The sequence below is a fragment of the Paenarthrobacter sp. 4246 genome, assembly GCF_040546855.1.
Taxonomy (GTDB): domain Bacteria; phylum Actinomycetota; class Actinomycetes; order Actinomycetales; family Micrococcaceae; genus Arthrobacter.
The window spans coordinates 69,218-90,412 of sequence record NZ_JBEPOP010000008.1; the positions used below are offsets into that span (position 1 = coordinate 69,218).

Sequence of the window (21,195 nt, forward strand, 5' to 3'; positions counted from 1 at the left end):
CCCGGCACCCGCCGTGGCAAGCAAGGAGACGGAATGGGCTCGACACAACTGCCCCCCGGGACGGAAGACACTCTCGCGGCAACCTCCGCGGCAGCAGCCGCGCCAGGCGAACCGGTGGAAATGGTTCAGTTGCTAGGCCCTGACGGAAAACTGGGTTCAGATCCAGTGTTCTCGGATTACGCCAAGCGCATCGATCCCGAGAAGTTGCGTGTGTTCTACACGGATATGGCCAGGATCCGTCGTTTCGACCAGGAAGCCACCGCCTTGCAGCGCCAGGGTGAGTTGGCGCTGTGGGTGCCGCTGACAGGTCAGGAGGCCGCGCAGATCGGTTCCGGCCACGCCAGCCAGCCCCAGGACTACATCTTCCCCACCTACCGCGAGCACGGTGTCGCGCTGGTCCGCAACGTAGACCTCGCCGAACTGCTCAAGCAGTTCCGCGGTGTGTCCAACGGTGGCTGGGATCCCCGTGAGAACAACTTCCACCTGTACACTCTGGTTCTTGCAGCCCAGACGCTGCACGCAGTTGGCTATGCCATGGGCATCCAGAGGGACCAGAAGCTCGCCGCAGCAACTGACTCCACAGACCCCAAAGCCGCAGTCATCGCTTACTTCGGTGACGGAGCCAGCTCAGAAGGCGACGTCCACGAGTCCATGGTCTTTGCTGCGTCCTACGACGCACCGGTGGTGTTCTTCTGCCAGAACAACCACTGGGCCATTTCGGTGCCCACCGAAGTCCAGACCAAGGTTCCGCTGGCCAATCGAGCCAAGGGCTACGGCTTCCCGGGAATCCGTGTGGACGGCAATGACGTCATTGCGGTCCACGCCGTCACCGAGTGGGCCTTGGAGCATGCCCGTGAGGGCCGCGGCCCGGTGCTGATCGAGGCGTACACCTACCGGGTGGGCGCACACACCACCGCTGATGACCCCACCAAGTACCGCGAATCCGCCGAGGAAGCTGCCTGGCGCGAGAAGGATCCCCTGGACCGCCTGGAGAAATACCTGCGTGCCGAAGGGCTTGCGGACGAAGCTTTCTTTGATCAGGTCAAAGCCGACGGCGATGAACTGGCCAAGTATGTCCGCAGCACGACGCATGGCCTTGAAGTCCCGGACATCCGGGATGCGTTCGCCAGCGTCTACGCCGAACAACACCCTCTGATTGCGGAGGAACTGGCTTGGTTCGAGGAATACTCGGCCGGCTTCGAAAGCGATGAGGAGACAGCTCACTGATGGTAACCATGACCATTGCGAAGGCCATCAACGAAGGTCTCCGCGTATCGCTGACGAGTAATCCCAAGTCCCTGCTCATGGGCGAGGACATCGGTCACCTTGGCGGCGTCTACCGCGTGACAGATGGCCTCATCAAGGAATTCGGCGACGAACGCGTCCTGGACACGCCGCTGGCCGAATCGGGCATCGTGGGCACGGCAATCGGCTTGGCCCTGCGTGGCTACTCGCCGGTGTGCGAGATCCAGTTTGATGGTTTTGTCTACCCTGCCTTCAACCAGATCACCACGCAGCTGGCCAAGATCCATGCCCGCAGCCTTGGCAAACTCACCGTTCCTGTTGTCATCCGCATTCCGTACGGCGGCGGCATCGGCTCGATCGAGCACCACTCCGAATCTCCGGAAGCGCTGTTCGCACACACCGCCGGCCTGCGCATCATCTCGCCGTCCAACGCCCACGATGCTTACTGGATGATCCAGAAAGCCATTGAGTGCCAGGATCCTGTCATCTTCTTCGAACCCAAGCGCCGCTACTGGCTCAAGGGTGAAGTGGACGTCGAGAATGCCGGCCTTTCGGAGGATCCTTTCAAGGCGCACGTTGTGCGCGAGGGCACCGACGCCACCATCGTGGCCTACGGACCTCTGGTGCCTGTGGCCTTGGCGGCCGCCAACGCTGCCACCGAGGATGGACGGAGCATCGAGGTGATCGACCTCCGCTCCATCTCGCCCCTGGACTTCGACACCGTGGAAGCCTCGGTCAAGAAAACCGGCCGGCTGATCGTGGCCCATGAGGCCCCCACCTTCGGCGGCATCGGAGGCGAGATCGCGGCACGTATCAGCGAGCGGGCGTTCCTGCACCTTGAAGCTCCCGTGATCCGGGTGGGTGGATTCCACATGCCCTATCCCGTTGCCAAGGTGGAAGAGGACTACTTGCCGGATATCGACAAGATCCTCGAAGCGCTCGACCGCTCACTGGCCTACTAAAGCCCAGAGGCCTACGAGCGCCCCCTGGCCTATATCAAACCCCCTGATCCTGCCCGGCTTCGCGGCCAGGTAACCGGAAACCGAGGACCACTGTGACTGTAAAGAAATTCAACTTGCCGGACGTAGGCGAGGGCCTGACCGAGGCCGAGGTAGTGGCTTGGAAAGTCAAGCCGGGCGACGTCGTGGCGATCAACGATGTCCTGTGCGAGATCGAGACCGCCAAGTCCCTCGTCGAGCTGCCCTCGCCCTTCGCCGGCACAGTTACTGAGTTGCTGGTGGAAGAGGGCATAACGGTGGAGGTCGGCACAGCAATCATCGCTGTCGCGGAAGGCACGGACGGCGTGGGGGGCGATGCCGCGCCGACAGCTCCCGCCGTCGAGATGCCGTTGTACGGCAAATTGCCCGCCGATGACGACCACGATGACAACCGTCCAGCCGGTGGTCCGCTGGTAGGTTCGGGACCGAAGGCCGACGCCGTCAAGCGCCGCGCGCGTAAGCGTCCGGCAGGTTCGGTAGAGGCAGCCACGGTCGCCGAGAACGCCGAAGGTACCGTTCAGGACCACCAGGCAGTTCTTGTAGCCCAGGCGGCCGAAGTGCCGGCTTCCCACCGCGCGACGCCGGCACGCACCGCCGTCGCGCCTGTCACCGAAGCCCCTGGCGCCCAGGCGCCGGTTACCCAAGCAGCCCAGCCCGCGAGCACGCCGACGGCCGCTTTCCGGGGCGCGGCCATCGGCGGCACCATCAGTGGCCTGGTCAACAAGGTCCTTGCCAAGCCTCCTGTCCGCAAGTTTGCCCGGGATCTGGGCATCGATCTCGCCGACGTCGTTGCCACGGGCCAACGTGGCGAGGTGACCCGTGAGGACTTGGTGAGCTACCAGGCGCAACGCGATGCCGAACACGATCAGGCTGACTCGTTCTGGGGTGCGTCCAAGAAGCCGCAGGACCAGCGCGTTGAGCGTCTGCCCGTCAAGGGTGTGCGCAAGGCGACCGCCAAGGCCATGGTGGAGTCAGCGTTCTCAGCTCCCCACGTCAGCATTTTTGTGGACGTGGATGCCAGCCGCACCATGGAGTTCGTCAAGCGGCTCAAGGTCTCGCGAGACTTTGAAGGCATCAAGGTCTCGCCGCTGCTCATCCTGGCTAAAGCGGTCATCTGGGCCGCTGCCCGCAACCCCAGCGTCAACGCCACATGGGTGGATAATGCTGACGGGAACGGAAATGCCGAGATCCAGGTGAAGCATTACATGAACCTGGGCATTGCCGCAGCCACCCCGCGAGGCCTCATGGTCCCCAACATCAAGGACGCCCAGGACCTCTCGCTCAAGGAATTGGCCCTGGCACTCAACGAGTTGGCCACCAAGGCACGTGCGGGCAAGACCCAGCCTGCGGAGATGCAGGGCGGAAGCCTGACCATCACCAACATCGGTGCACTGGGCATTGATACCGGAACGCCCATCATCAACCCGGGCGAGGTTGCCATCATCGCGTTTGGAACCATCAAGCAGAAGCCATGGGTCCTGGACGGCGAAGTCATTCCCCGCTGGATCACCACGCTGGGCGGTTCGTTCGACCACCGCGTGGTGGACGGCGACCTGTCGGCACGGTTCATGGCCGATGTTGCAGCCATTCTCGAAGAACCGGCGCTGCTGCTTGACTGACAGGGACGCCTCGCCACGTCCGGGTACAGCGTCCCAACCGGACGGTACAGCGTCCTACCCGGACGCCGTGCCCGTCGCTGAGGTGTCCGCCAGCGTCTCAGGCCACGTGCCCCCTCAACTGGTGTCGGGGCCGTGGCGCACAGTTGCCCGTGTCCTGACGGAGGTATTCCAGCCGCCGGTCGTGGTGTTTGGGCTGTTATTGATCAGCCCCGCGATCGAGCCCGGATTTCCGGGAACCATCTGGTACGGGCTTCTGGCCGCGTTGTTCGTTTGTGTCCTGCCGCTGGCCTATGTGCTGGTGATGGTCAAACTGGGCAGGATCACGGACCACCATGTCAGCGACCGACGCCAACGGCCGGCCCTGCTGCTGATGGCCTTGGTGTCGGTAGTGGTTGGCCTGGTGGTGCTGCAAGTGATGAATGGACCGGTCAGTGTCTTGGTCATGATCATCGCGCTCATCGGTGGTATCGGGATCCTGGCGGTGGTCAGCGCCTTCTGGAAGATGAGCGGGCATGCTTCTGCCCTTGCCGCGGCGGCTGTCATTGTGGTCGCGATGTTTGGACCGGCATGGCTGCCTGTGCTGCTCCTGGTGCCAGCAGTGGGCTGGTCGCGGCTGGTCCTGCGTGCCCACACCCTGGGCCAGGTCATCGTTGGCTCGCTGTTTGGTGGTGTGGTGATTGCCGGCCTGTGGTGGTTGTTGCAGGAAATGATGCTCTAGCACTGCTGGCTTGCCTCCTGAATCACCACCTGTCGCCCACCCCGGATAACCCGCAGCGGTGACGGCCGGTCGACCACCAGTTCGGGGATTGAGTTTGCTGCGAAAACGAGACGGTCATCTGATTCCGCACCGGCAAAATCGCGCACGGCCGCCGATCCCACAAGCTCTGCGCCTGCAGCCGTAGCGATCCTGAAGCAACGTTCCAGCTCGGCATCGGTGGAAGCGCCAGTGCGGTATCCGAGCAGATGCGCGCGGTCCATCATGCTCCCAGTGCCAAAGGGTGACCACGCGTCCCGAACACCGTCGGAGCCGAGCGCAACCTTGACCCCGTGCCTTTCCATGACATCCAGAGCAGGGACCGGATCGGCGCCAAGGGCACACGTCGCCATCCACATTCCGGCCTCGGCCATGGCATCAAGAGTGGCTTCGAGCCCGGGTTGCGACGGGTCGCAAAGAGCAAAAGCGTGTCCGATGGTGACGCGGCCCTGCATGCTTTCCGCCCGCGTGCGCCGGGCGATGTCCCGCAATTGCGCCAGCCCCTCCGGTCCGGCGTCGTGGAGGTGGATGTCCACATCCCTGCCATGCTTGTTCGCCAGTCCAAAGACAGCCTTCAGATGGCCATCAAGATCGCCGTCCAGCGAAGCAGGGTCAAGGCCGCCTACCAAGTCTGCCCCCTCAGACAATGACGCTTCCATGAGGTTGAGCGTCCCCGGATTACTGAGGAGGCCGAACTGCGGGAAAGCGACGATTTGGACGTCCAGGAAGGGCGCAAGTCGTTCCGCGGCCGCCTTGACGCCGTGAATGTTCCTGAGGCCGATCTGGGTACCGACGTCAACGTGCGCCCGCATCGCCATGGTCCCATGGAGGACAGCTTGCCTCATCAGCGCGAAGGAGCGTTCCTCCACGCTGTCTTGAAACGACAACTGTGCGTGGAGGTCGTTTTCGATGAGGTCGGCCAAGGTGCGCGCGGACCGCCGCGGCAACCATGCAGAACCCAACGTGGTCTTATCCGGGTGAATATGTGCGTCCACGAAGCCCCGCGTCGTGAGGAGAGACGGACCGCCGAAACAACGGCCCTGGCCTACCTCGTGCGTAGGTGAATGTGTTGTCATCAGGCCTCCCAAGTGATGAATCAACGGTATACCAAAGGGTCTAATGGTAATAGTGCTCAAGCAGAATATGCCTAAAATCCCCGCCGCATGGACAGCCGGCAGATATTTTGGGATACCAAATCTATGCAGAAGTCGATCAAGCGCCTACTCTAATGATCACCATTCATTTATGTGATGTGAATCCCATCGAGGAGAAGCCCATGTACACCACCCCAGCAAGTGCTACCAAGTCCCCGCCCTCCGGTCCAACGCTCAAAAGGGTCCTTGGCTTGCCGTCACTGGTCGCCTTCGGATTAACGTCCATGGGTATCTTGTCCGTGGTGGCGGTCTATGGCCCCGGCACGGAGATCAGCGATGGGCATCTTCCTGCAGCCTACTTAGCTGCCTTGGTGGCCATGCTCTTTACAGCCCATAGCTATGGACAAATGGCGCGCAACGTTCCTGTCACCGGTGGCGCGTATGCCTATGCAGCAAGGGCTTTTGGAAAGCCGGTGGGCTTCATGGTGGGTTGGGCCATGATGCTGGATTACCTGTTCCTGCCCATGGTTAACTTCCTTCTCTTCGGCCTCTATCTCAACAGCATGCTGCCTGCCATCCCGTCACAGCTCGCAGTCCTGGTATGCCTTCTGGTGGTGGGCGTCTTCAGTGTGATCGGTGTTGCTTGGATCAAGAAGATGAACTTCGTAGTGGTGGCGGCGTCCGTCGTGGTCATTCTTGTCTTCCTGGTGCTGGCAGTCCTCAACGCCCCGGACCTGACTGTGGAGAACGTCACCCGGCCCCTCACTTTTGGGGAGGGTGGGCTGGCGCCTGTCATGGCCGCCGCAGCAATTGTGTCCTTCGCGTTCCTGGGGTTCGACGGCGTCTCCACGCTGTCTGAGGAAGCGCGCAACCCCAAGAGGGACGTGCCGCGCGGCATTATCTTGTCCACGCTGTTCGCAGGCGTTGGCTACGCGCTGTTTTCCGTAGCCGGCAGCCTCATCGCTCCTGAGTGGAGGGCCATCGAGAACCTTGACGCAGCAGGAACGGAGCTCATGCAACGTGCCGGCGGAGATGTCCTGATGGTGGTCTTCGTGGTGGTGAACCTGGGTGGACTTGTTCTCTGCGGCACGGCGGCCCAGATGAGTGTCAGCCGGGTCATCTATGCCATGGGGCGGGACAGGATCCTGCCCGGCGCCCTCGCCACCCTGAACCCGCGCTTTCGCACGCCGCATGTGGCGGCGCTGCTGGTATCGGCAGTCTCACTGACAGCTTTGTTCATCACCTTGGAACAAGCCGTCTACATGATCAACTTCGGGGCTTTGATCGCCTTCGCCGCGGTCAACCTGGCCACCATCAAGGTGCTGTTCTTTGACTTGCGCAAGCGCGGCCCCCAAAGCGTGCTGCGGAACCTGGTCATGCCGCTGGTGGGGTTCGCCTTCATCGCGTGGTTGTGGACGTCCCTCGCCTGGTTCACGTATCTGCTGGGAGCGGCGTGGCTTGCGGTGGGCGCAACCATCTATGTGGCGCGCCGGAGGAGGGAAGGAGGCAATGTCGCCCTGAATTTCGGCGACGCGGCCCCCCTCGAGGAGCCGCATTCCGTTTCAGCTAAAACGCAGGGTAGCTGACCAGCAGTGCCTGGAGTTCGGTGGTGGACATGTGGTTGGCCATCTCCACGCTGATGCCCATGGCGACGGCGGCGACGGTGACCATGGCAATGCATGCCACGGACAGGAAGCGCCAGTCCTTGCGGAACACGCTGCCGACAGTCTCGGGCATATCAAGCCCCGGGGCGATCATGTTGGGGGCGCTGTCCCAGGAGCCGTCGTCGAGCATCGCGATGATGCGATCGTTGCTGCGGTCGTAGCGCATGGTGCTGATGTTGTTGCCGTGGCGGGCAAGCAGGATGTCGTGTCCCACGCGCTGGCGCGGCTGCAAAGTAAGCAAGAAAATGATCCCCTGAAGTCGGATAGTGGAGGTGGCACGCGCCATTGGGGGCATCTCGATTTTATAACGATGACTTCAGGGGAATGGCTTGAAAGAGGCCAAACGCCGGGTGAGGCTCCCCACCCGGCGGCGTGATTCAGCTCGCTTTACGGTTGGTCGGTCTTGGCGATGTAGACGTCGCACGGTGCAGTGTGGGCCACGGTGTTGGCCACGCTGCCCAGCACCCGGCCCAAGCCCTGCATGCGCCGGTTGCCCACCACGATCAGGCGGGCTTCCTGCATTTCGGCTTCCTTCACCAGGGCTTCGCCGGGCTTGCCGCGGGCAGCGGAGTAGGTGACCTCGAGACCCTCGTGGGCCAGTTGCTCCGCCACGGTGCGGGCTACGGTTTCCGCTTCGGCGGCGTCGGACACGATCCATTTGTCGGTGCCGATTTCGACCACCTCAGTTCGGTTGCTGTCGAAAGCACTGACGACCCGCAGGCTGGCTCCGAGGCCGATGGCCAGCTGCTGGGCGGCCCGTGCTGCCCTCATTGCCGTCTCGCTGCCGTCTACTCCGACAATCACAACTCCGGTCATTGTGCTGCTCCTTCATTGGTGGCTGTGATGGCTTCTGCCAAAACTGGGGCCAGGCGGCGGACGCCTTCGGCAATCGTATCGGGCGGCACCGCGCTGAACGCCAGGCGGAGCTTGTTGGAGGGTCCGTCGGCGGGGGAGAAGGCTGCGCCGGGAATGAACACCACGCCGGCGTCGATGGCCTTGGCGAGCAGCGGATACGTGTCCACCCCTTCGGGCAGGGTGACCCACACGAAGAATCCGCCGGCCGGTTGTGTCCACGTGAGGCCTTCCGGCATGTACTCGTCGAGGGCGGAGAGCAATGCCTCGCACCGCTCTGCGTAGAGCTTGCGGTATGTGTCGATCTGGCCCTCCCAGTCATACTCGCGGAGATATGCCGAGACAAGCATCTGATTCAGGGGCGGCGGGCAGAGCGTCACGGCTTCCGACGCAAGGTAGAAGCGACGCTGCAGGTGCGCAGGCACCAGTGCCCAGCCAATCCGAAGGCCGGGAGCGAAGATCTTGGAGAAGGAGCCGAGATAGATGACATCGTCCGGGTTGGCCGCTCGCATCGGAGCGATGGGGTGGCCGTCAAATCGCAGCAGTCCGTAGGGATTGTCTTCAAGGACGATAATATTCGCGTCGCGGCATATATCGACAATCCGCTGCCTGCGGTTCTCGGCCAAGGTGATTCCGGAGGGATTGTTGAAGTTGGGGATCGTGTAGAGGAACTTGATGTTCTTGCCCTCCGACTGAAGCGCCGCGATCCTGGCCTCAAGAAGCTCAGGCACCAGGCCGTCGTCGTCCATGTCGATCGGTGCCACCTCCACTTGGTACGCCTCGAACGTGTTCAAGGCGCCCACGTAGGTGGGGTTTTCCACCAGGACAACATCGCCGGGGTTGCAGAAAACTTTGGTGGCCACGTCCTGTGCCGACTGGGAGCCCGCAGTGATCACGACATTACTGGGATCAGCGTCGGTAATGCCCTCTGCCGCCATGATGTCGCAGATCTGTCGGCGGAGCTCTTCAGTGCCTTGGCCGCCGCCGTACTGGAGGGCTGTCATCCCCTCTTCGGCGATGATGCGGGCTGCAGTGTGGCCGAGCTTCTCCAATGGCAGCGACTGCAGGTACGGATTTCCTCCGGCGAGCGAGACAAGGCCCGGCCGCATGGAGATGTCGAAGACGTCCCGGACAGCAGATTGCTTGATGTTTGCGGCCCGCGCGGAGAACAGTTCCTCGTGCGGGTGGGCGGCCGTGGCGGCCCGCTCAATGGCGTCGATGGCTTCAGCGGGCAGCGTTGCGCCGGCATCCAATGTTTCGTGGGTCACAGTGACAGGATACTCCTCGATGTTGCTGATGAGGCAACAGTTGTTTTCATACGCCTCCCAGTTCGGCAGTCCGCGCTTTACGTCTCGATCGGGAAGGGCTGGAATGTAGCTATGACAGCGCACCGGGGATCCGTGACCAAGGCCGAACAGTTCCACAAACTTCATGATGCAGGACCTGCGCCGCTGGTGCTGGTGAACGTGTGGGACGCCGCCTCCGCCCGCGTTGTCCAGGAAGCAGGGGCGACGGCGATTGCCACCTCGAGCTCGGCCGTGTCCTGGAGCTTGGGGTTCCGGGACGGTGACCATGTGCCGTGGGGGCTGGCCATGGCCGCGTTGGGACGGGTGGTTGGCGCCACCACGCTGCCGGTGACCGCGGACATCGAGACGGGCTACGGACGCACCGATGATGAACTGAGGGCGACCGTCCACGCCGTCCTGGACGAGGGCGCAGTGGGGATCAACATCGAGGACTCCGCCACGGAACCGCTCACCGATATCGCCGAGCAATCGCGTCGCATAGCCCTCATCCGCGCCGCGGCCGACGACCGCGGGATCCCACTGTTCATCAATGCCCGCACGGACACTTATCTGTCCGGACAGTTCCCGGATACGGCTTTCGACGAGACGCTGCGGCGTGCCGAGGCCTACCTCACTGCCGGTGCCGACGGCGTCTTCGTGCCCGGCGTCGTGAATCTCCATGTCCTCCACGAATTGTCCAGCCGTATTCCGGCACCGCTGAACGCCTTGGCGGGGGTGGGTGCCCCGTCACCGCTGGAACTGCACGACGCCGGCGTCCGTCGTGTCAGCATCGGCGGCAACACGGCCAAAGCTGCCTATGCCAAGGTGGCCCGGGTTGCGAAGGAGATCCTGGGAGACGGCAACTGGGCCGGCCTCGCCGGCACGCGCAGCCACGACGAGATGGATGCACTCTTTGCGGAGGGGCCCAAGTACAGCTTGTGAACTGATGCAACGCACGACGGCGGAGCCCGCCTTTAAATGTCGGACCGCACCGATAGCTTGGGATCTGTAGCAAAGGCCACCACGGCAGGGGAGTACGGATGGCACGACGCAGTGTGCAGTTTTGGCGGATCGAACAGCTGAACGGTGAGGGGCTCAGCCGTCCCTTTCCGGCGCGCCGGGTGGCGGAGGTCCTAAAGAAAGCCCAGGATTCCGCGACGGACCGGCATTTCACCAGCGTGGACGGGACTGTGTTGCTCGCGCAGGCGGTGGCATCCTCGCCTCATCCTGTGCTTTTGCTGGACCGTGTCCGGGACACCAACCTACCGAGTGTCGGAGACGCCCTTGGCCGGCGCAAACCACTCCCGCTGGCTCCCGGCGACCACCTCCTGGAGACCACCTATTTCGCGTTCCTGAAAAGAAACGTCATAGCTGTGCTCACCAGCGGCAACGGCCCTCGGGCATCCCGGATGGGGGAGTACCTCGGAGGGATGCTGGGACTGGAACCCACCCTGGTTCCTGTGGTGAGGGAGGACATCGAGGAGATCCTCACCCGGCTTGAAGTGAGCCGTTTCGAATTCGCGCTTCCCGCAGAGCGCCTCTCAGGGAAGCTGATGGAAGGTGAATGGGCCGACGTCCTGGAGAGCGCCTCGCGCCTCATGAACGAAGGAACGTTCCGCATTTCCCTGAGCGTGGGCCGGTCCGGGAAAGCGGAGGAGAAGCAGCGGATCCGGGATCGTATTCAACAACTCATCGACCTCTTCCGCAGGGCCGGGTCCGTGGAGCACTTTGACTACGTTGTGGCGGAGGGCAAGGACTCCCTGACGGGCGACCGTGAAGTGGTGGATCTCCTGAAGGAGCGGTTCGTCTCGCACATCGAGGTTGACCCGGACGTGTTCAACGATCCCCAGAAGTCAGTGGCCGAAGCCATTGCAATCCTCAACAAACAAGCCAGGGACAACGAGGCCTTCTTTGCCAGGACCCTGCCGGACGTCAAGGGCTCTGCTGACTCGAGCCTTGTGCCGGACGTCGTTGCGGGCGGAATGACTGCTGTGCGCGCGGCTATCGCCGCCGCGGCACTCGCTGATGAAGCCGCGGCAGGCGGTGCGGACCATGAGCTTGTTCGAGGTTGAGATCGAACGCTCCGGACAGCGACGGACCCTGTGGCGGTGGTTCCTGCTGCATCCCACTGCCGACTACCTGTGGGCGGTTCTGGCTGTCCTGATCTGGTGGGGCATCGCATTGTTGGCGCGTCAGCCGTTGATGCTGGAAGGGGTTGATGCCGGAACCCGGCGAACCCTCTTCCAGACGCTCGCCACCTTGGCCGGCGCCACGGCCGGGCTGACACTGACCAGTGTTTCCATGCTCATCAACGTGCTGGGCAAAAAAGCCGCGCCGGGCCAGCGGGAACTTCCCTTGGAGAGATTATCGGCAACCCATCGTCGCCAGATCGGTGAGGTGTTCCTGTTCGCCATCCCCGGGCTCGGCCTGCTGCTGGTCGCTGCGCTGCTCACCATGGTGCTGGAAGGAGGCGCGCCCACTGGTTTGTGGATTCCCGAAGCCGTGGTGTTCGTGCTGGCGTTCGCTTCTGCCTTGGCTTTGTTGCGCGTGGCCTGGGCCCTCCGGAGGGTGTTGGCGATCGCTACTGCGTGATGAAGGTGGCTGAAGCGATGTCCTAGCGCAGCGCCCGGAGGTATCGTCGCCGCACGCCCTTCTGCAGCAGGAGGAGGGCCGGGTACAGCAGTCGCCATGGTTGCTGCGGCGCTGGCCCTGTCAGCGAACGGATCGTCAGGCTTACTTTGTCCCCACTACGATGCACAATGAACGAAGTGATCTCCGAGCGGCGGTAGCCCGTCGCAGCACTGGGCCAGTCCTGCTCGTCAGGACATGTCATCAAAGCGTTCCCCCAAAGAGTTGCTCCCCAAATCGCGGTACTTTGGTGCCGCGAATCTCGTCGCCAAGCAACAACGACAAGCCTCAATTCACCGTACCGCTGCTCACCGTACGCTGAGGGCCTCCGTCAAGGTCCTGCCGTTCACATAGATCTCCGCCCGCGACGCACCGCTGGCTGCCACGATGGTCTGAGTCAGTTGCGCCTGGATGCGTGGAATGTCGCACACACCCCCGGGCCGCAGTGATCCGCTGAGGTTCACCACCACGGTGGCCCCGCTCATGTAGCCGGATAGATAGCGCAGCGATGAACCAGCCAGTGCGTCGTAGAGGGCGGCATCGCTGTCCACCGGCATTCCTGCCTCCAGCAGCCGGCCGAGGGCCACAGTCAGCGGATCCCCGGGAATGGCCATGCCGCGGACGGGAACAAGGCTGTCGTTGCAGCCGAACCGCACGCCGCGGGAGCCGCCGTCGTCGATTGCTACGTAGTAGACCGCCGGGCCGGAGGCATCCACGGTCATTACCGTGCCGGTTTCTGCAGGCTCAGGAGCGCTGGTGCCCGCTTCAGGTGAGGGCTCGACGGCGGTACGCGGTTGGGTGGGTGCGGCTGCGGACGGAGCGGGGATGGTGGAGGCGGCCGCGCTTGGAGTGGGCACCGCAGGCCCCGGAGAAGAGGAATCCGGGAAGGACGAGGCCGGGGTTGGGATCAGCGACGCGGACCCAGTAACCGACGGTGTGTTTGGCGCGGAAGGGCTCGACGCCACCGGCGCGGCACTGGGCGAAGCGGCAGGTGAACTGACGGAAACCGTGGGTAAAGGTGCCGCGCTTCCAGGTGCGGCTCCTGCAGGACCGCCAGGTGCGGTGGTGCAGCCAGCCACTCCCAGGCTGAAGAAGAGGCAGGCAGCCGTGATCGCCGTCGTACTTTTTAGTCCCCGTCCGGCATGCATGACAGCCCCGCGCTCCTGTCCACCTGTATCTCCAACGTTAGGCCGGGTGGACGGAACACAACATGCCGCTACGGTGACGGTTCGGATAAGAGTTGGTCACGCAGGCCCCAGCAAACAGCAGGAACGCGAATGCCCCCGCCCCGCACAAAGCGGAACGGGGGCACATAAGGCGAAAGACTAAGCTGCTGCTTCTTCGTCCTGGACTGCGGTCAGCGGCTCGAAGATGCCCTTGATCTGCTCTACAACTTCCGCGTCGTCCTTCGGGTGCAGTTCAGCGAAGCGGATCATGGAACCCGGGACGGCCAGCTTGACGTCTTCCAGGACCTTGGCGCCGGCGATGCCAGCGGCCTTGCGGGCTTCGTCCTGGGCCCACACGCCACCGAACTGGCCAAAAGCGGTTCCGACGACGGCGGTCGGCTTGCCGGAGAGAGCGCCGGCGCCGAACGGGCGGGACAGCCAGTCGATGGCGTTCTTCAGCGATGCGGGCATGGTGCCGTTGTGCTCGGGGGTGACCAGCAGAATGGTGTCGGCGTTGGCTGCGGCAGCGCGGAGGGCTGCGGCTTCGGCGGGAACCTGGCCTTCGACGTCGATGTCCTCGTTGTAGAAGGGGATGGTGCCCAGCGAGCCGTGGATCTGCACGTCAACGTTCTCGGGTGCGTTCAGCTGGATGGCTTCGGCGAGCTTCTTGTTGTGGGAATCGGCGCGCAGGCTGCCGACGAGGGTAAGAACTGTGCTCTTGGACATGGTGTCTCCTTGTGTCTGGCCGGGTACCTCACGGATCCGACCTGCGTTGTCTTGGCTTTGGGGCCTTCACCGATACTAAACGGACTATGGTCCGGTTTCTATTCCCGGGGTCTAGAATATTTCTGTGAGCTCGATCCCCATGAGGCCGGACGTGCCCCTAGGTGCGCCCCACGAGCGCAGTGACGCAGCGAGGAATCGCGAGCGCCTTCTCAACGCTGCCCGGGACCTGGTGGCAGAGTTTGGCGCCGAAGCGCTGACCATGGACGCGCTCGCCTGCAAGGCCCATGTGGGCAAGGGCACCGTCTTCCGCCGGTTCGGCAGCAGGGCGGGGCTCATGATGACCCTCTTGAGCGATTCTGAATCCGAGTTCCAGCACGGCTTCATGTTCGGGCCGCCACCGCTGGGTCCAGGCGCCGCCGCTAAAGAACGGCTGATTGCGTTCGGCGAAGGGCGGATCTACTTCGTCCTGGAAAACGGCGAACTCCTGAAGGCGGCGGGTGCCGCCACCCGAAACAGGTTCGACGTCCCCGCAACCAAGCTCTCCCACCGCCACATGGAGATCTTGCTCCGAGAGGCGGGGATTGCGGATCCCTGGGTCATGGCGATGTCCCTGACCTACGCCTTGGACCCTGAGCGCATTGTGGACGACGTCCGCGTGCGAGGCATTTCACCCACGCGCCTCGCGGACTCCTGGCGCGAACTGATCACGCGGCTGCTGCCTGCCTCCTGACTGCGGCCCGCCTAATTGCGCGCCGGCGCAAGTCTCCCGCCCCTGTTAGCGCCCCCAATGCCGCCACTGCAGGCGCACAAGTGCCATTGGCGTCGTAAACATGACGCAGCCTGCACATAACAATCTGGCTGCAGGCGCGAAACTGGACTCGATGAAGCAAAACGTGAAGCAGTTATTGTGGTAGTTTCCTCTTGAATGTGACGCATGCCATACAAGGCTGGTGATCACTGAAGGGGTGCGGGGGACCCAAGGCCCGCTGCGCCAATTCGTAGCTGACGCCGGCCACAGCCGGGAACCGCGGAAGGACGAGCATTGAGTTTTGCCACGATTCGGGGCAGCCGCCCGACATGCTGAAATATCTGATGAAGCGGTCGGGCATCTACCTGATCATGATCTTCCTGACCACAAGCGCCGGCTACTTCCTGGCGGTCTCATCACTCAAGCCCGCAGTTCTTGAGCAAGAGAAAATCCCGCGGCCAACCCCTGAACAGGTCAACGCTTCCTTCCGGGGACTCGGCCTGGACCCGGAAAAGAATGCCTGGGAACGGTATGTCGACTGGCTCGGTGGCATTCTCACCCGCTGGGACTGGGGACGCAGCCCGAACGGCGCGTTCGTCAACGCCGAGTTCGCGGACCGCGTGATGGTCTCCACCCGGCTGTTCATCGCCTCCATCATCCTGACCCTGGTCATCGGCGTCGCACTCGGTGTCTATTCCGCCGCACGCCAGTACAAGTTCCAAGACCGGGTCATCACGTCCTACAGCTACTTGGTCCACATCCTCCCAGCGCCCATCGCCTACTTCCTGGTGCAGCTCGGCGCCATCAGCATCAACGAGGCCGTTGGGGAGCGCATCTTCTTCGTGACGGGAATTTCGACGCCGGGAATCGACCCTGGCTGGCCGGCTTTCGTGGACTTGGTTGCCCACTACGCCGTGCCCACCTTCGCGATGACCATCTTTGGTTGGGCCGGTTACCAGATCGCCCAGCGGCAGTACCTCCTGGACAACGTCAATGCCGACTTTGTCCGCACAGCACGGGCCAAGGGGCTCACCCGCAACCAGGCCATCCGAAAGCACGCCCTGCGCGTCTCCTTCATCCCGGTCGCCCAGAGCATCGCTTTCACCATCCCGGCGATCTTCACCGGCGGCTTCTTCGCCGAGGCCATCTTCGCGTGGCCGGGCATCGGCCTCTGGAGCATCCAGGCCATCAGCCTGCAGGATGTCAACGTCGCCACCGCCACGCTGGCCTACGGCTCCGTGATCTTCGCGATCGGGGCCATCCTTGCCGACTTCGCCACCACGCTGGTCGATCCACGAGTGAGGGTCCAGTAATGACCAACATCATCGATCCCATTGCGGAAATCGACGAATCCCGGGTCGGCGACCAGGACGTCGTCATCGGCAAGTCCCGCATCATCTTCCGTCGCTTCATGCGGAACCGTACCGCCGTCGCCGGTTTGTTCATCTTCCTCGCGTTGTTCCTCTTCTCGATTTTCGGCGGGTTCCTGACGTCGTGGGACAAGGACACCCTGGATCCGTTGAACATTGGCATGCCGCCGTCACCTGACCACTTGCTGGGAACCACGCAGGCCGGCATCGACCTCATGGCGCTGATTGTGGACGGCACGCGAACCTCCATTCTCATCGGCCTCATTGTGGGCGGCGTGTCCGTGCTGATCTCCGCCGTGTACGGCTGCACCATGGCATTCTTCGGCGGCAAGGTGGACGCCACCATGCTGTTCATCCTCGAAGCACTCATCATGATGCCCGCCATCCTGGTGGTGGCCGTGGCAACCAGCGGCAGCGGTGGCCTGAAGGACCTTCCCAGCTGGCTCCTGCTCGTCGTCGTCTTGCTGTTCTTCAGCTGGATGGGCACTGCCCGCCTGGTGCGCTCGCTGTCCATGTCCCTCATGCAGCGTGACTACGTCAAAGCCGCCAAGTACATGGGCGTTCCGTCCCGCCGGATCGTATGGCGCCACCTCGTTCCGAATATCGGCTCGTTGCTGGTACTGGACTTCACCCGCGGCATCACCGGCGCCATCCTGGCCGAAGTGGCGTTCTCCTTCATCGGCATCGGCATCAAGCTCCCGGACGTCAGCCTCGGTGTCCTCATTGGGCAGGCCACGGGCCAGGTGTCGTCCTTCCCGTGGATGTTCTGGGTACCGCTGACTGTCATGTTCCTGCTGACCGGTTCGTTGGCCATGATGAACGACGGCCTCCGCGACGCCTTCGACCCCAGCTCCAGTTCCATTGGCCGGGCGAAGACCAAGACCGCAAAGAAGGTCAACAAATGAGCACCAACATCTCCCACACACCCGCCGAGCGCCTCCGCGACGCCGGACTCTACGCACCCGGGGACGCCGTCCTGAGCGTCCGGGACCTCAACGTCCGCTTCAACTCCGAAAACGGTGTGGTCCACGCAGTCCGCGGAGTGGATTTCGACCTCATGCCCGGCAAAACCCTGGGCATCGTGGGCGAGTCCGGCTCCGGCAAGTCCGTCACGTCCATGGCCGTCATGGGGCTCCTCCCCGAAACTGCGGACATCACCGGCTCCGTGCGCTTCAAGGGCAAGGAACTCCTGGGCCTCAGCGATAAAGCCATGTGCAAGCACCGCGGCAGTGACATCGCCATGGTGTTCCAGGACCCGCTGTCCTCGCTCACCCCCGTCTACACGGTGGGCACCCAGATCATCGAGGCACTGACGGTCCACAACCCCACCATGAGCAAGCAGGCCAAAGAAGCCCGCGCCGTCGACCTTTTGCGCATGGTGGGCATCCCGAGCCCCAAGGATCGGCTGAAGGCCTTCCCGCATGAATTCTCCGGCGGCATGCGCCAGCGCGTCATGATCGCCATCGCGATTGCCAACGATCCGCGGGTACTCATCGCTGATGAACCCACGACGGCGTTGGACGTCACCATCCAGGCGCAGGTGCTGGAAGTCCTGCACACCGCGCAGGAGGAGACCGGCGCCGCCGTCGTCATGATCACTCACGACCTCGGCGTCGTCGCGGGCATGGCCGACGACATCATGGTCATGTACGCGGGCAAGCCCGTGGAGACCGGCACTGTGGAGGACATCTACTACAACCCGCGGATGCCGTACACGCTGGGCCTCCTTGGTGCGGTTCCCCGCATTGACACCGCCACCAAGCAGTCGCTGGTGCCCATCGAAGGGACCCCGCCCAACCTGGCGTTGCCCGTCACTGGATGCTCCTTCGCCGCTCGCTGCCCACTGGTCAGTGACGCCTGCCTGCACGGTGAGCCGGAGCTGTTCCCGGTGCCCGGTGTTGAGGGTCAGACGTTGGGTCACAAGGCGGCCTGCATCAAGGCGAACGAGCTGTCCAACGACGCCGACGCCCACAAGATTTTCCATGCGCCGCCCAAGCCTGTTTCAAAGTTCGACGGCGTTGCTCGCCGCGAGCGCCAAAAGGTCCTGGAACTCAAAGACGTGAAAAAGCACTTCCCGCTGCTCAAGGGTGCTTTGATCAAGCGACGGATCGGCACGGTGAAAGCCGTTGACGGACTGAGCTTCGATATCCGCGAAGGCGAGTGCGTCTCCATTGTGGGTGAGTCAGGCTGCGGCAAGACCACCACGCTCCTGGAAATCATGGAGTTCCACCCGGATCAGGTGGGCGAAGTGGTCATCGGCGGCGTCAGCAACAAGGTGGCCACCGACCACAAGACCAAGATGGCCATGCGCAAGGAAATGCAGATGGTCTTCCAGGACCCCACGGGCGCCCTGGATCCGCGTTTCACCGTGTACGAAGTCCTGGCCGAACCGCTGGAAAACCTGGGGATGCCCAAGGCCGCCATCAAGAAACGCATCATGGAGCTCATGAAGCTGGTGGGCCTGCAGCCTGACCACGTGAACCGCTTCCCCAACCAGTTCTCCGGCGGCCAGCGCCAGCGCATCGGCATCGCCCGGGCACTGGCGGTCAATCCGAAGCTGGTGGTCCTGGATGAGCCGGTGTCTGCCTTGGACGTGTCCGTCCAAGCCGGCGTCATCAACCTGCTGGACCAACTCCGCGCCGAACTGGGCCTCAGTTACCTCATGGTGGCCCACGACCTCTCGGTGGTCCGACACATCTCGGACCGCGTGGCAGTCATGTACCTCGGCAAAATCGTGGAAACCGGTGACGTAGACGATGTCTTCGACAACCCGCGCCACCCTTACACCAGGGCGTTGCTGTCGGCGATCCCCGTGCCGGACCCCCAACTGGAACGCACCCGTGAACGCATCATCCTGCAGGGTGACCTTCCCAGCCCGTTGGATGCGCCGAAGGGATGCAATTTCGCCACCCGTTGTCCCGTGTTCGCCGCACTACCTGCCGCAAAGCAAGAGAAGTGCCTTACTCTGGAGCCGCCACTGGCTTCTGAGAAGGAAGGCGCGCAGGACTTCGCATGCTTCTTCCCGGACGGAGAGCTGGATGCCGACATGCTGGTGGTGCATGCCTGACGACATATGAAGCATTGAATACATCCCTGGTCTCAACTCGCAAAGATATTTCAGTCGTAAACACGAAGGGCAAACCATGAAGAAGTACACGACGATTGGCGGCGTAGCGCTCGTAGCAACGCTCATGCTGACCGCTTGCGGCGGGGGAACGCCGTCGGGTCCGGCCTCACAGAAGGCAGAAGAAAGTGGCGGCGACATCAGCAAGCTGATCAGCGTCAACGCCAAGGAAGCAAAAGATCTTGAGCAGGGCGGCACTGTCACCCTGGGCGTGGGCAGCATTGGGCCGGACTTCAACGGCTTCTCGAACGTCGGTAACAGTGCGGATACTTCGGCACTGCTGACACCGGTCAACACGGCTGCCATCAGCAGCGGTGGCATCGGTGGCTGCTGGAAGTTGGACTTCAGCGGCAAGGCCGAGCCCAACAAGGACTTCTGCGAAGAGGTCAAGAGCGAAGTCAAGGATGGCAAGCAGACCATCACCATCAAGGTCAACGAGAAGGCCACCTGGAACGATGGCACGCCCATCGATGTCAAGACGTTCCAAAACACCTGGAACATGTTGAAGGGCGAAGACAAGGCCATCGACATCGTCACGGCAGGCAACTACGCCTTCGTTGACTCGGTCGAGGCCGGCGCCAATGACAAGGAAGTCATTGTCACCACCACCCAGCCGGTCTACCCGCTGGACTCGCTGTTCTTCGGATTGATCCACCCCGCCAACAACACGGCGGAGACCTTCAACACCGGTTTCGCGGGCAACATGCACCCCGAGTGGATGGCCGGCCCGTTCAAGGTGGAAAACTACGACACCACCGCCAAGACCGTCACCATGGTTCCGAACGAGAAGTGGTGGGGCCAGAAGCCGGTCCTTGAGAAAGTTATCTGGCGCCAGATGGAGCCCAGTGCAACCATCGCCGCTTTCAAGAACGGCGAAATCGACGCAGCCAACGGCCGTACCCTTGGCCGCTACAAGCAGCTCGAAGGGACCACCAACTCCGAGATCCGTCGTGGCCAGCGCCTGTTCGCCGGTGGCCTGAACCTGAACGCCAAGCGCCCTGCCCTCACCGACGTCGCCGTGCGTAAGGCGATCTTCACCGCCGTCGACCGCAAGGCTATCCGCGACGTGCGCTTCAATGGCCTGAACTGGTCCGAAGAGAGCTCTGGCTCCATGATGCTCATGCCGTTCTCCGAGTACTACCAGGACAACTACCCCGTCAAGGACACTGGTGCGGATGCTGCCAAGAAGGTCCTGACGGATGCTGGTTACACGGCCAATGACAAGGGCATCATGGCGAAGGACGGTGTCCCTGTTGCCTTCAAGATCACCAACTTCGGTGACGACCCCACCACCGCTGCCACCTCGCAGACCCTGCAGAAGCAGCTTCAGGCTGCCGGCATGGACGTGTCCATCGACCAGCGCGGCGACGCTGACTTCGGCAAGGTTGTTGGCTCCCGTGAGTTCGATATGACCATCTCGGGTTACACCGTGGGCCCGGATGCTACCGACGCTGTGAAGCAGTACTACGATTCCACGACTAACGAAAACGGCCTGGGCGATGCTGAACTCGACGCCGAGATCAAGCGCCTTTCCACGATCTCGGATGATGCCGAGCGCAACAAGGCCGCCATGGACGTCGAGAAGAAGCACATGGAGAAGTACTTCTCCATGGGCGTCGTGATGAACGGCCCGGAGATCCAGTTCGTGCGCAAGGGTCTGGCCAACTACGGCCCGTCCCTGTTCCAGAGCCTCTCCAACGTTCCGGACTGGACCACCCTCGGCTGGGAAAAGGGCGCCAAGAAGTAGCCCCCTCGCAGTAATTTCCTGAAGGCCGGGAACGTCCTTGAACCGCTTGCTGGGTTCGGGAGGTTCCCGGCCTTCGCCGTCCCCACGCTCTCTCACGTCCCGCGTTCTTGAGCCGGGTGCGGTCTCCTATCCCGCGCCGCAAGACTGCACAACCACCGCGGAATGTACTTTATG

Annotated in this window: 20 protein-coding genes; 14 read left to right on the forward strand and 6 right to left on the reverse strand. The window is 62.8% G+C overall.

Annotation, left to right across the window (positions count from 1 at the left end; translation table 11 throughout):
• The first annotated feature begins 33 nt into the window (after positions 1-33).
• From pdhA to ABIE35_RS15795, 4 genes are all read left to right on the forward strand, one after another.
• Positions 34-1,227 carry a pyruvate dehydrogenase (acetyl-transferring) E1 component subunit alpha gene (gene pdhA / locus ABIE35_RS15780; RefSeq protein WP_354516345.1) on the forward strand — a complete coding sequence of 398 codons (1,194 nt, stop codon included), beginning with the start codon at positions 34-36 and terminating at the stop codon, positions 1,225-1,227.
• Entirely contained in the window at positions 1,227-2,207 is a 981-nt protein-coding gene (locus ABIE35_RS15785; RefSeq protein WP_354516346.1) for an alpha-ketoacid dehydrogenase subunit beta, read from the forward strand. Before pdhA ends, ABIE35_RS15785 begins: the two co-directional genes overlap by 1 nt.
• Before the next feature lie 92 nt (positions 2,208-2,299).
• On the forward strand, positions 2,300-3,862 hold the full coding sequence (locus ABIE35_RS15790; RefSeq protein ID WP_354516347.1) for a 2-oxo acid dehydrogenase subunit E2: 1,563 nt from the start codon (positions 2,300-2,302) through the stop codon (positions 3,860-3,862).
• 121 nt (positions 3,863-3,983) lie between these two features.
• A complete protein-coding gene (locus ABIE35_RS15795) occupies positions 3,984-4,580 on the forward strand; it encodes a phosphatase PAP2 family protein (protein WP_354516571.1) in 597 nt (198 codons plus the stop codon).
• On the opposite strand, the gene ABIE35_RS15800 is transcribed toward ABIE35_RS15795, so the two are convergent.
• Positions 4,577-5,692 (reverse strand): amidohydrolase family protein, encoded by a 1,116-nt coding sequence (locus tag ABIE35_RS15800; protein ID WP_354516349.1) that lies wholly within the window; start codon positions 5,690-5,692, stop codon positions 4,577-4,579. The two genes, ABIE35_RS15795 and ABIE35_RS15800, sit on opposite strands and share 4 nt — an antisense overlap.
• Positions 5,693-5,892: 200 nt before the next feature.
• On the opposite strand from ABIE35_RS15800, the gene ABIE35_RS15805 reads away from it, so the two are divergent.
• The gene (locus ABIE35_RS15805; protein ID WP_354516350.1) at positions 5,893-7,296 is read left to right on the forward strand and encodes an APC family permease; all 1,404 of its coding nucleotides are present in this window, start codon (positions 5,893-5,895) and stop codon (positions 7,294-7,296) included.
• On the opposite strand, the gene ABIE35_RS15810 is transcribed toward ABIE35_RS15805, so the two are convergent.
• The 3 genes from ABIE35_RS15810 to ABIE35_RS15820 all read right to left on the reverse strand — a co-directional run bounded on the left by ABIE35_RS15810 (position 7,277) and on the right by ABIE35_RS15820 (position 9,494).
• On the reverse strand, positions 7,277-7,588 hold the full coding sequence (locus tag ABIE35_RS15810; RefSeq protein ID WP_354516573.1) for a hypothetical protein: 312 nt from the start codon (positions 7,586-7,588) through the stop codon (positions 7,277-7,279). The two genes, ABIE35_RS15805 and ABIE35_RS15810, sit on opposite strands and share 20 nt — an antisense overlap.
• A gap of 173 nt (positions 7,589-7,761) precedes the next feature.
• Complete coding sequence (locus tag ABIE35_RS15815) at positions 7,762-8,190, reverse strand: universal stress protein (protein ID WP_354516352.1); 429 nt, start codon at positions 8,188-8,190, stop codon at positions 7,762-7,764.
• Positions 8,187-9,494 (reverse strand): aminotransferase-like domain-containing protein, encoded by a 1,308-nt coding sequence (locus ABIE35_RS15820; protein ID WP_354516354.1) that lies wholly within the window; start codon positions 9,492-9,494, stop codon positions 8,187-8,189. Before ABIE35_RS15820 ends, ABIE35_RS15815 begins: the two co-directional genes overlap by 4 nt.
• 111 nt (positions 9,495-9,605) lie before the next feature.
• Between ABIE35_RS15820 and ABIE35_RS15825 the strand changes: the two genes are divergently transcribed.
• From ABIE35_RS15825 to ABIE35_RS15835, 3 genes are all read left to right on the forward strand, one after another.
• On the forward strand, positions 9,606-10,454 hold the full coding sequence (locus tag ABIE35_RS15825; protein WP_354516355.1) for an isocitrate lyase/PEP mutase family protein: 849 nt from the start codon (positions 9,606-9,608) through the stop codon (positions 10,452-10,454).
• Between the two features lie 98 nt (positions 10,455-10,552).
• The gene (locus ABIE35_RS15830; RefSeq protein ID WP_354516356.1) at positions 10,553-11,584 is read left to right on the forward strand and encodes a hypothetical protein; all 1,032 of its coding nucleotides are present in this window, start codon (positions 10,553-10,555) and stop codon (positions 11,582-11,584) included.
• Positions 11,565-12,104 carry a hypothetical protein gene (locus ABIE35_RS15835; protein WP_354516358.1) on the forward strand — a complete coding sequence of 180 codons (540 nt, stop codon included), beginning with the start codon at positions 11,565-11,567 and terminating at the stop codon, positions 12,102-12,104. Before ABIE35_RS15830 ends, ABIE35_RS15835 begins: the two co-directional genes overlap by 20 nt.
• Before the next feature lie 344 nt (positions 12,105-12,448).
• Here the strand turns inward: ABIE35_RS15835 and ABIE35_RS15840 are convergent, their stop codons facing one another.
• A complete protein-coding gene (locus ABIE35_RS15840) occupies positions 12,449-12,862 on the reverse strand; it encodes a GerMN domain-containing protein (RefSeq protein ID WP_354516359.1) in 414 nt (137 codons plus the stop codon).
• Between the two features lie 4 nt (positions 12,863-12,866).
• On the opposite strand from ABIE35_RS15840, the gene ABIE35_RS15845 reads away from it, so the two are divergent.
• Positions 12,867-13,469 carry a hypothetical protein gene (locus ABIE35_RS15845; protein ID WP_354516360.1) on the forward strand — a complete coding sequence of 201 codons (603 nt, stop codon included), beginning with the start codon at positions 12,867-12,869 and terminating at the stop codon, positions 13,467-13,469.
• Here ABIE35_RS15845 and ABIE35_RS15850 read toward each other — a convergent pair.
• Positions 13,466-14,032 carry an NAD(P)H-dependent oxidoreductase gene (locus ABIE35_RS15850; RefSeq protein ID WP_354516361.1) on the reverse strand — a complete coding sequence of 189 codons (567 nt, stop codon included), beginning with the start codon at positions 14,030-14,032 and terminating at the stop codon, positions 13,466-13,468. The genes ABIE35_RS15845 and ABIE35_RS15850 overlap by 4 nt on opposite strands.
• 124 nt (positions 14,033-14,156) lie before the next feature.
• On the opposite strand from ABIE35_RS15850, the gene ABIE35_RS15855 reads away from it, so the two are divergent.
• The 5 genes from ABIE35_RS15855 (at position 14,157) to ABIE35_RS15875 (ending at position 21,021) form a co-directional block, all read left to right on the forward strand.
• Positions 14,157-14,762, forward strand: a complete 606-nt coding sequence (locus ABIE35_RS15855; protein WP_354516363.1) for a TetR/AcrR family transcriptional regulator — start codon at positions 14,157-14,159, stop codon at positions 14,760-14,762.
• A 347-nt stretch (positions 14,763-15,109) separates the two neighbouring features.
• Positions 15,110-16,093 carry an ABC transporter permease gene (locus tag ABIE35_RS15860; RefSeq protein ID WP_354516365.1) on the forward strand — a complete coding sequence of 328 codons (984 nt, stop codon included), beginning with the start codon at positions 15,110-15,112 and terminating at the stop codon, positions 16,091-16,093.
• Positions 16,093-17,055 carry an ABC transporter permease gene (locus ABIE35_RS15865; RefSeq protein ID WP_354516366.1) on the forward strand — a complete coding sequence of 321 codons (963 nt, stop codon included), beginning with the start codon at positions 16,093-16,095 and terminating at the stop codon, positions 17,053-17,055. Before ABIE35_RS15860 ends, ABIE35_RS15865 begins: the two co-directional genes overlap by 1 nt.
• Positions 17,052-19,217 carry a dipeptide ABC transporter ATP-binding protein gene (locus tag ABIE35_RS15870; protein WP_354516368.1) on the forward strand — a complete coding sequence of 722 codons (2,166 nt, stop codon included), beginning with the start codon at positions 17,052-17,054 and terminating at the stop codon, positions 19,215-19,217. Before ABIE35_RS15865 ends, ABIE35_RS15870 begins: the two co-directional genes overlap by 4 nt.
• Positions 19,218-19,293: 76 nt before the next feature.
• The gene (locus ABIE35_RS15875) at positions 19,294-21,021 is read left to right on the forward strand and encodes an ABC transporter family substrate-binding protein (RefSeq protein WP_354516369.1); all 1,728 of its coding nucleotides are present in this window, start codon (positions 19,294-19,296) and stop codon (positions 21,019-21,021) included.
• Positions 21,022-21,195 lie beyond the last annotated feature (174 nt).

Excerpts from the sequence above, each read along its gene's own strand:
- ABIE35_RS15805 (WP_354516350.1), top strand. The coding sequence starts at position 5,893 with ATGTACACCACCCCAGCAAGTGCTACCAAGTCCCCGCCCTCCGGTCCA.
- ABIE35_RS15865 (WP_354516366.1), top strand. The coding sequence starts at position 16,093 with ATGACCAACATCATCGATCCCATTGCGGAAATCGACGAATCCCGGGTC.
- ABIE35_RS15835 (WP_354516358.1), top strand. The coding sequence starts at position 11,565 with ATGAGCTTGTTCGAGGTTGAGATCGAACGCTCCGGACAGCGACGGACC.
- ABIE35_RS15840 (WP_354516359.1), bottom strand. The coding sequence starts at position 12,862 with ATGACCGTGGATGCCTCCGGCCCGGCGGTCTACTACGTAGCAATCGAC.
- ABIE35_RS15785 (WP_354516346.1), top strand. The coding sequence starts at position 1,227 with ATGGTAACCATGACCATTGCGAAGGCCATCAACGAAGGTCTCCGCGTA.
- ABIE35_RS15830 (WP_354516356.1), top strand. The coding sequence starts at position 10,553 with ATGGCACGACGCAGTGTGCAGTTTTGGCGGATCGAACAGCTGAACGGT.
- ABIE35_RS15815 (WP_354516352.1), bottom strand. The coding sequence starts at position 8,190 with ATGACCGGAGTTGTGATTGTCGGAGTAGACGGCAGCGAGACGGCAATG.
- ABIE35_RS15800 (WP_354516349.1), bottom strand. The coding sequence starts at position 5,692 with ATGACAACACATTCACCTACGCACGAGGTAGGCCAGGGCCGTTGTTTC.
- ABIE35_RS15825 (WP_354516355.1), top strand. The coding sequence starts at position 9,606 with ATGACAGCGCACCGGGGATCCGTGACCAAGGCCGAACAGTTCCACAAA.
- ABIE35_RS15870 (WP_354516368.1), top strand. The coding sequence starts at position 17,052 with ATGAGCACCAACATCTCCCACACACCCGCCGAGCGCCTCCGCGACGCC.
- pdhA (WP_354516345.1), top strand. The coding sequence starts at position 34 with ATGGGCTCGACACAACTGCCCCCCGGGACGGAAGACACTCTCGCGGCA.
- ABIE35_RS15875 (WP_354516369.1), top strand. The coding sequence starts at position 19,294 with ATGAAGAAGTACACGACGATTGGCGGCGTAGCGCTCGTAGCAACGCTC.
- ABIE35_RS15850 (WP_354516361.1), bottom strand. The coding sequence starts at position 14,032 with ATGTCCAAGAGCACAGTTCTTACCCTCGTCGGCAGCCTGCGCGCCGAT.
- ABIE35_RS15860 (WP_354516365.1), top strand. The coding sequence starts at position 15,110 with ATGCTGAAATATCTGATGAAGCGGTCGGGCATCTACCTGATCATGATC.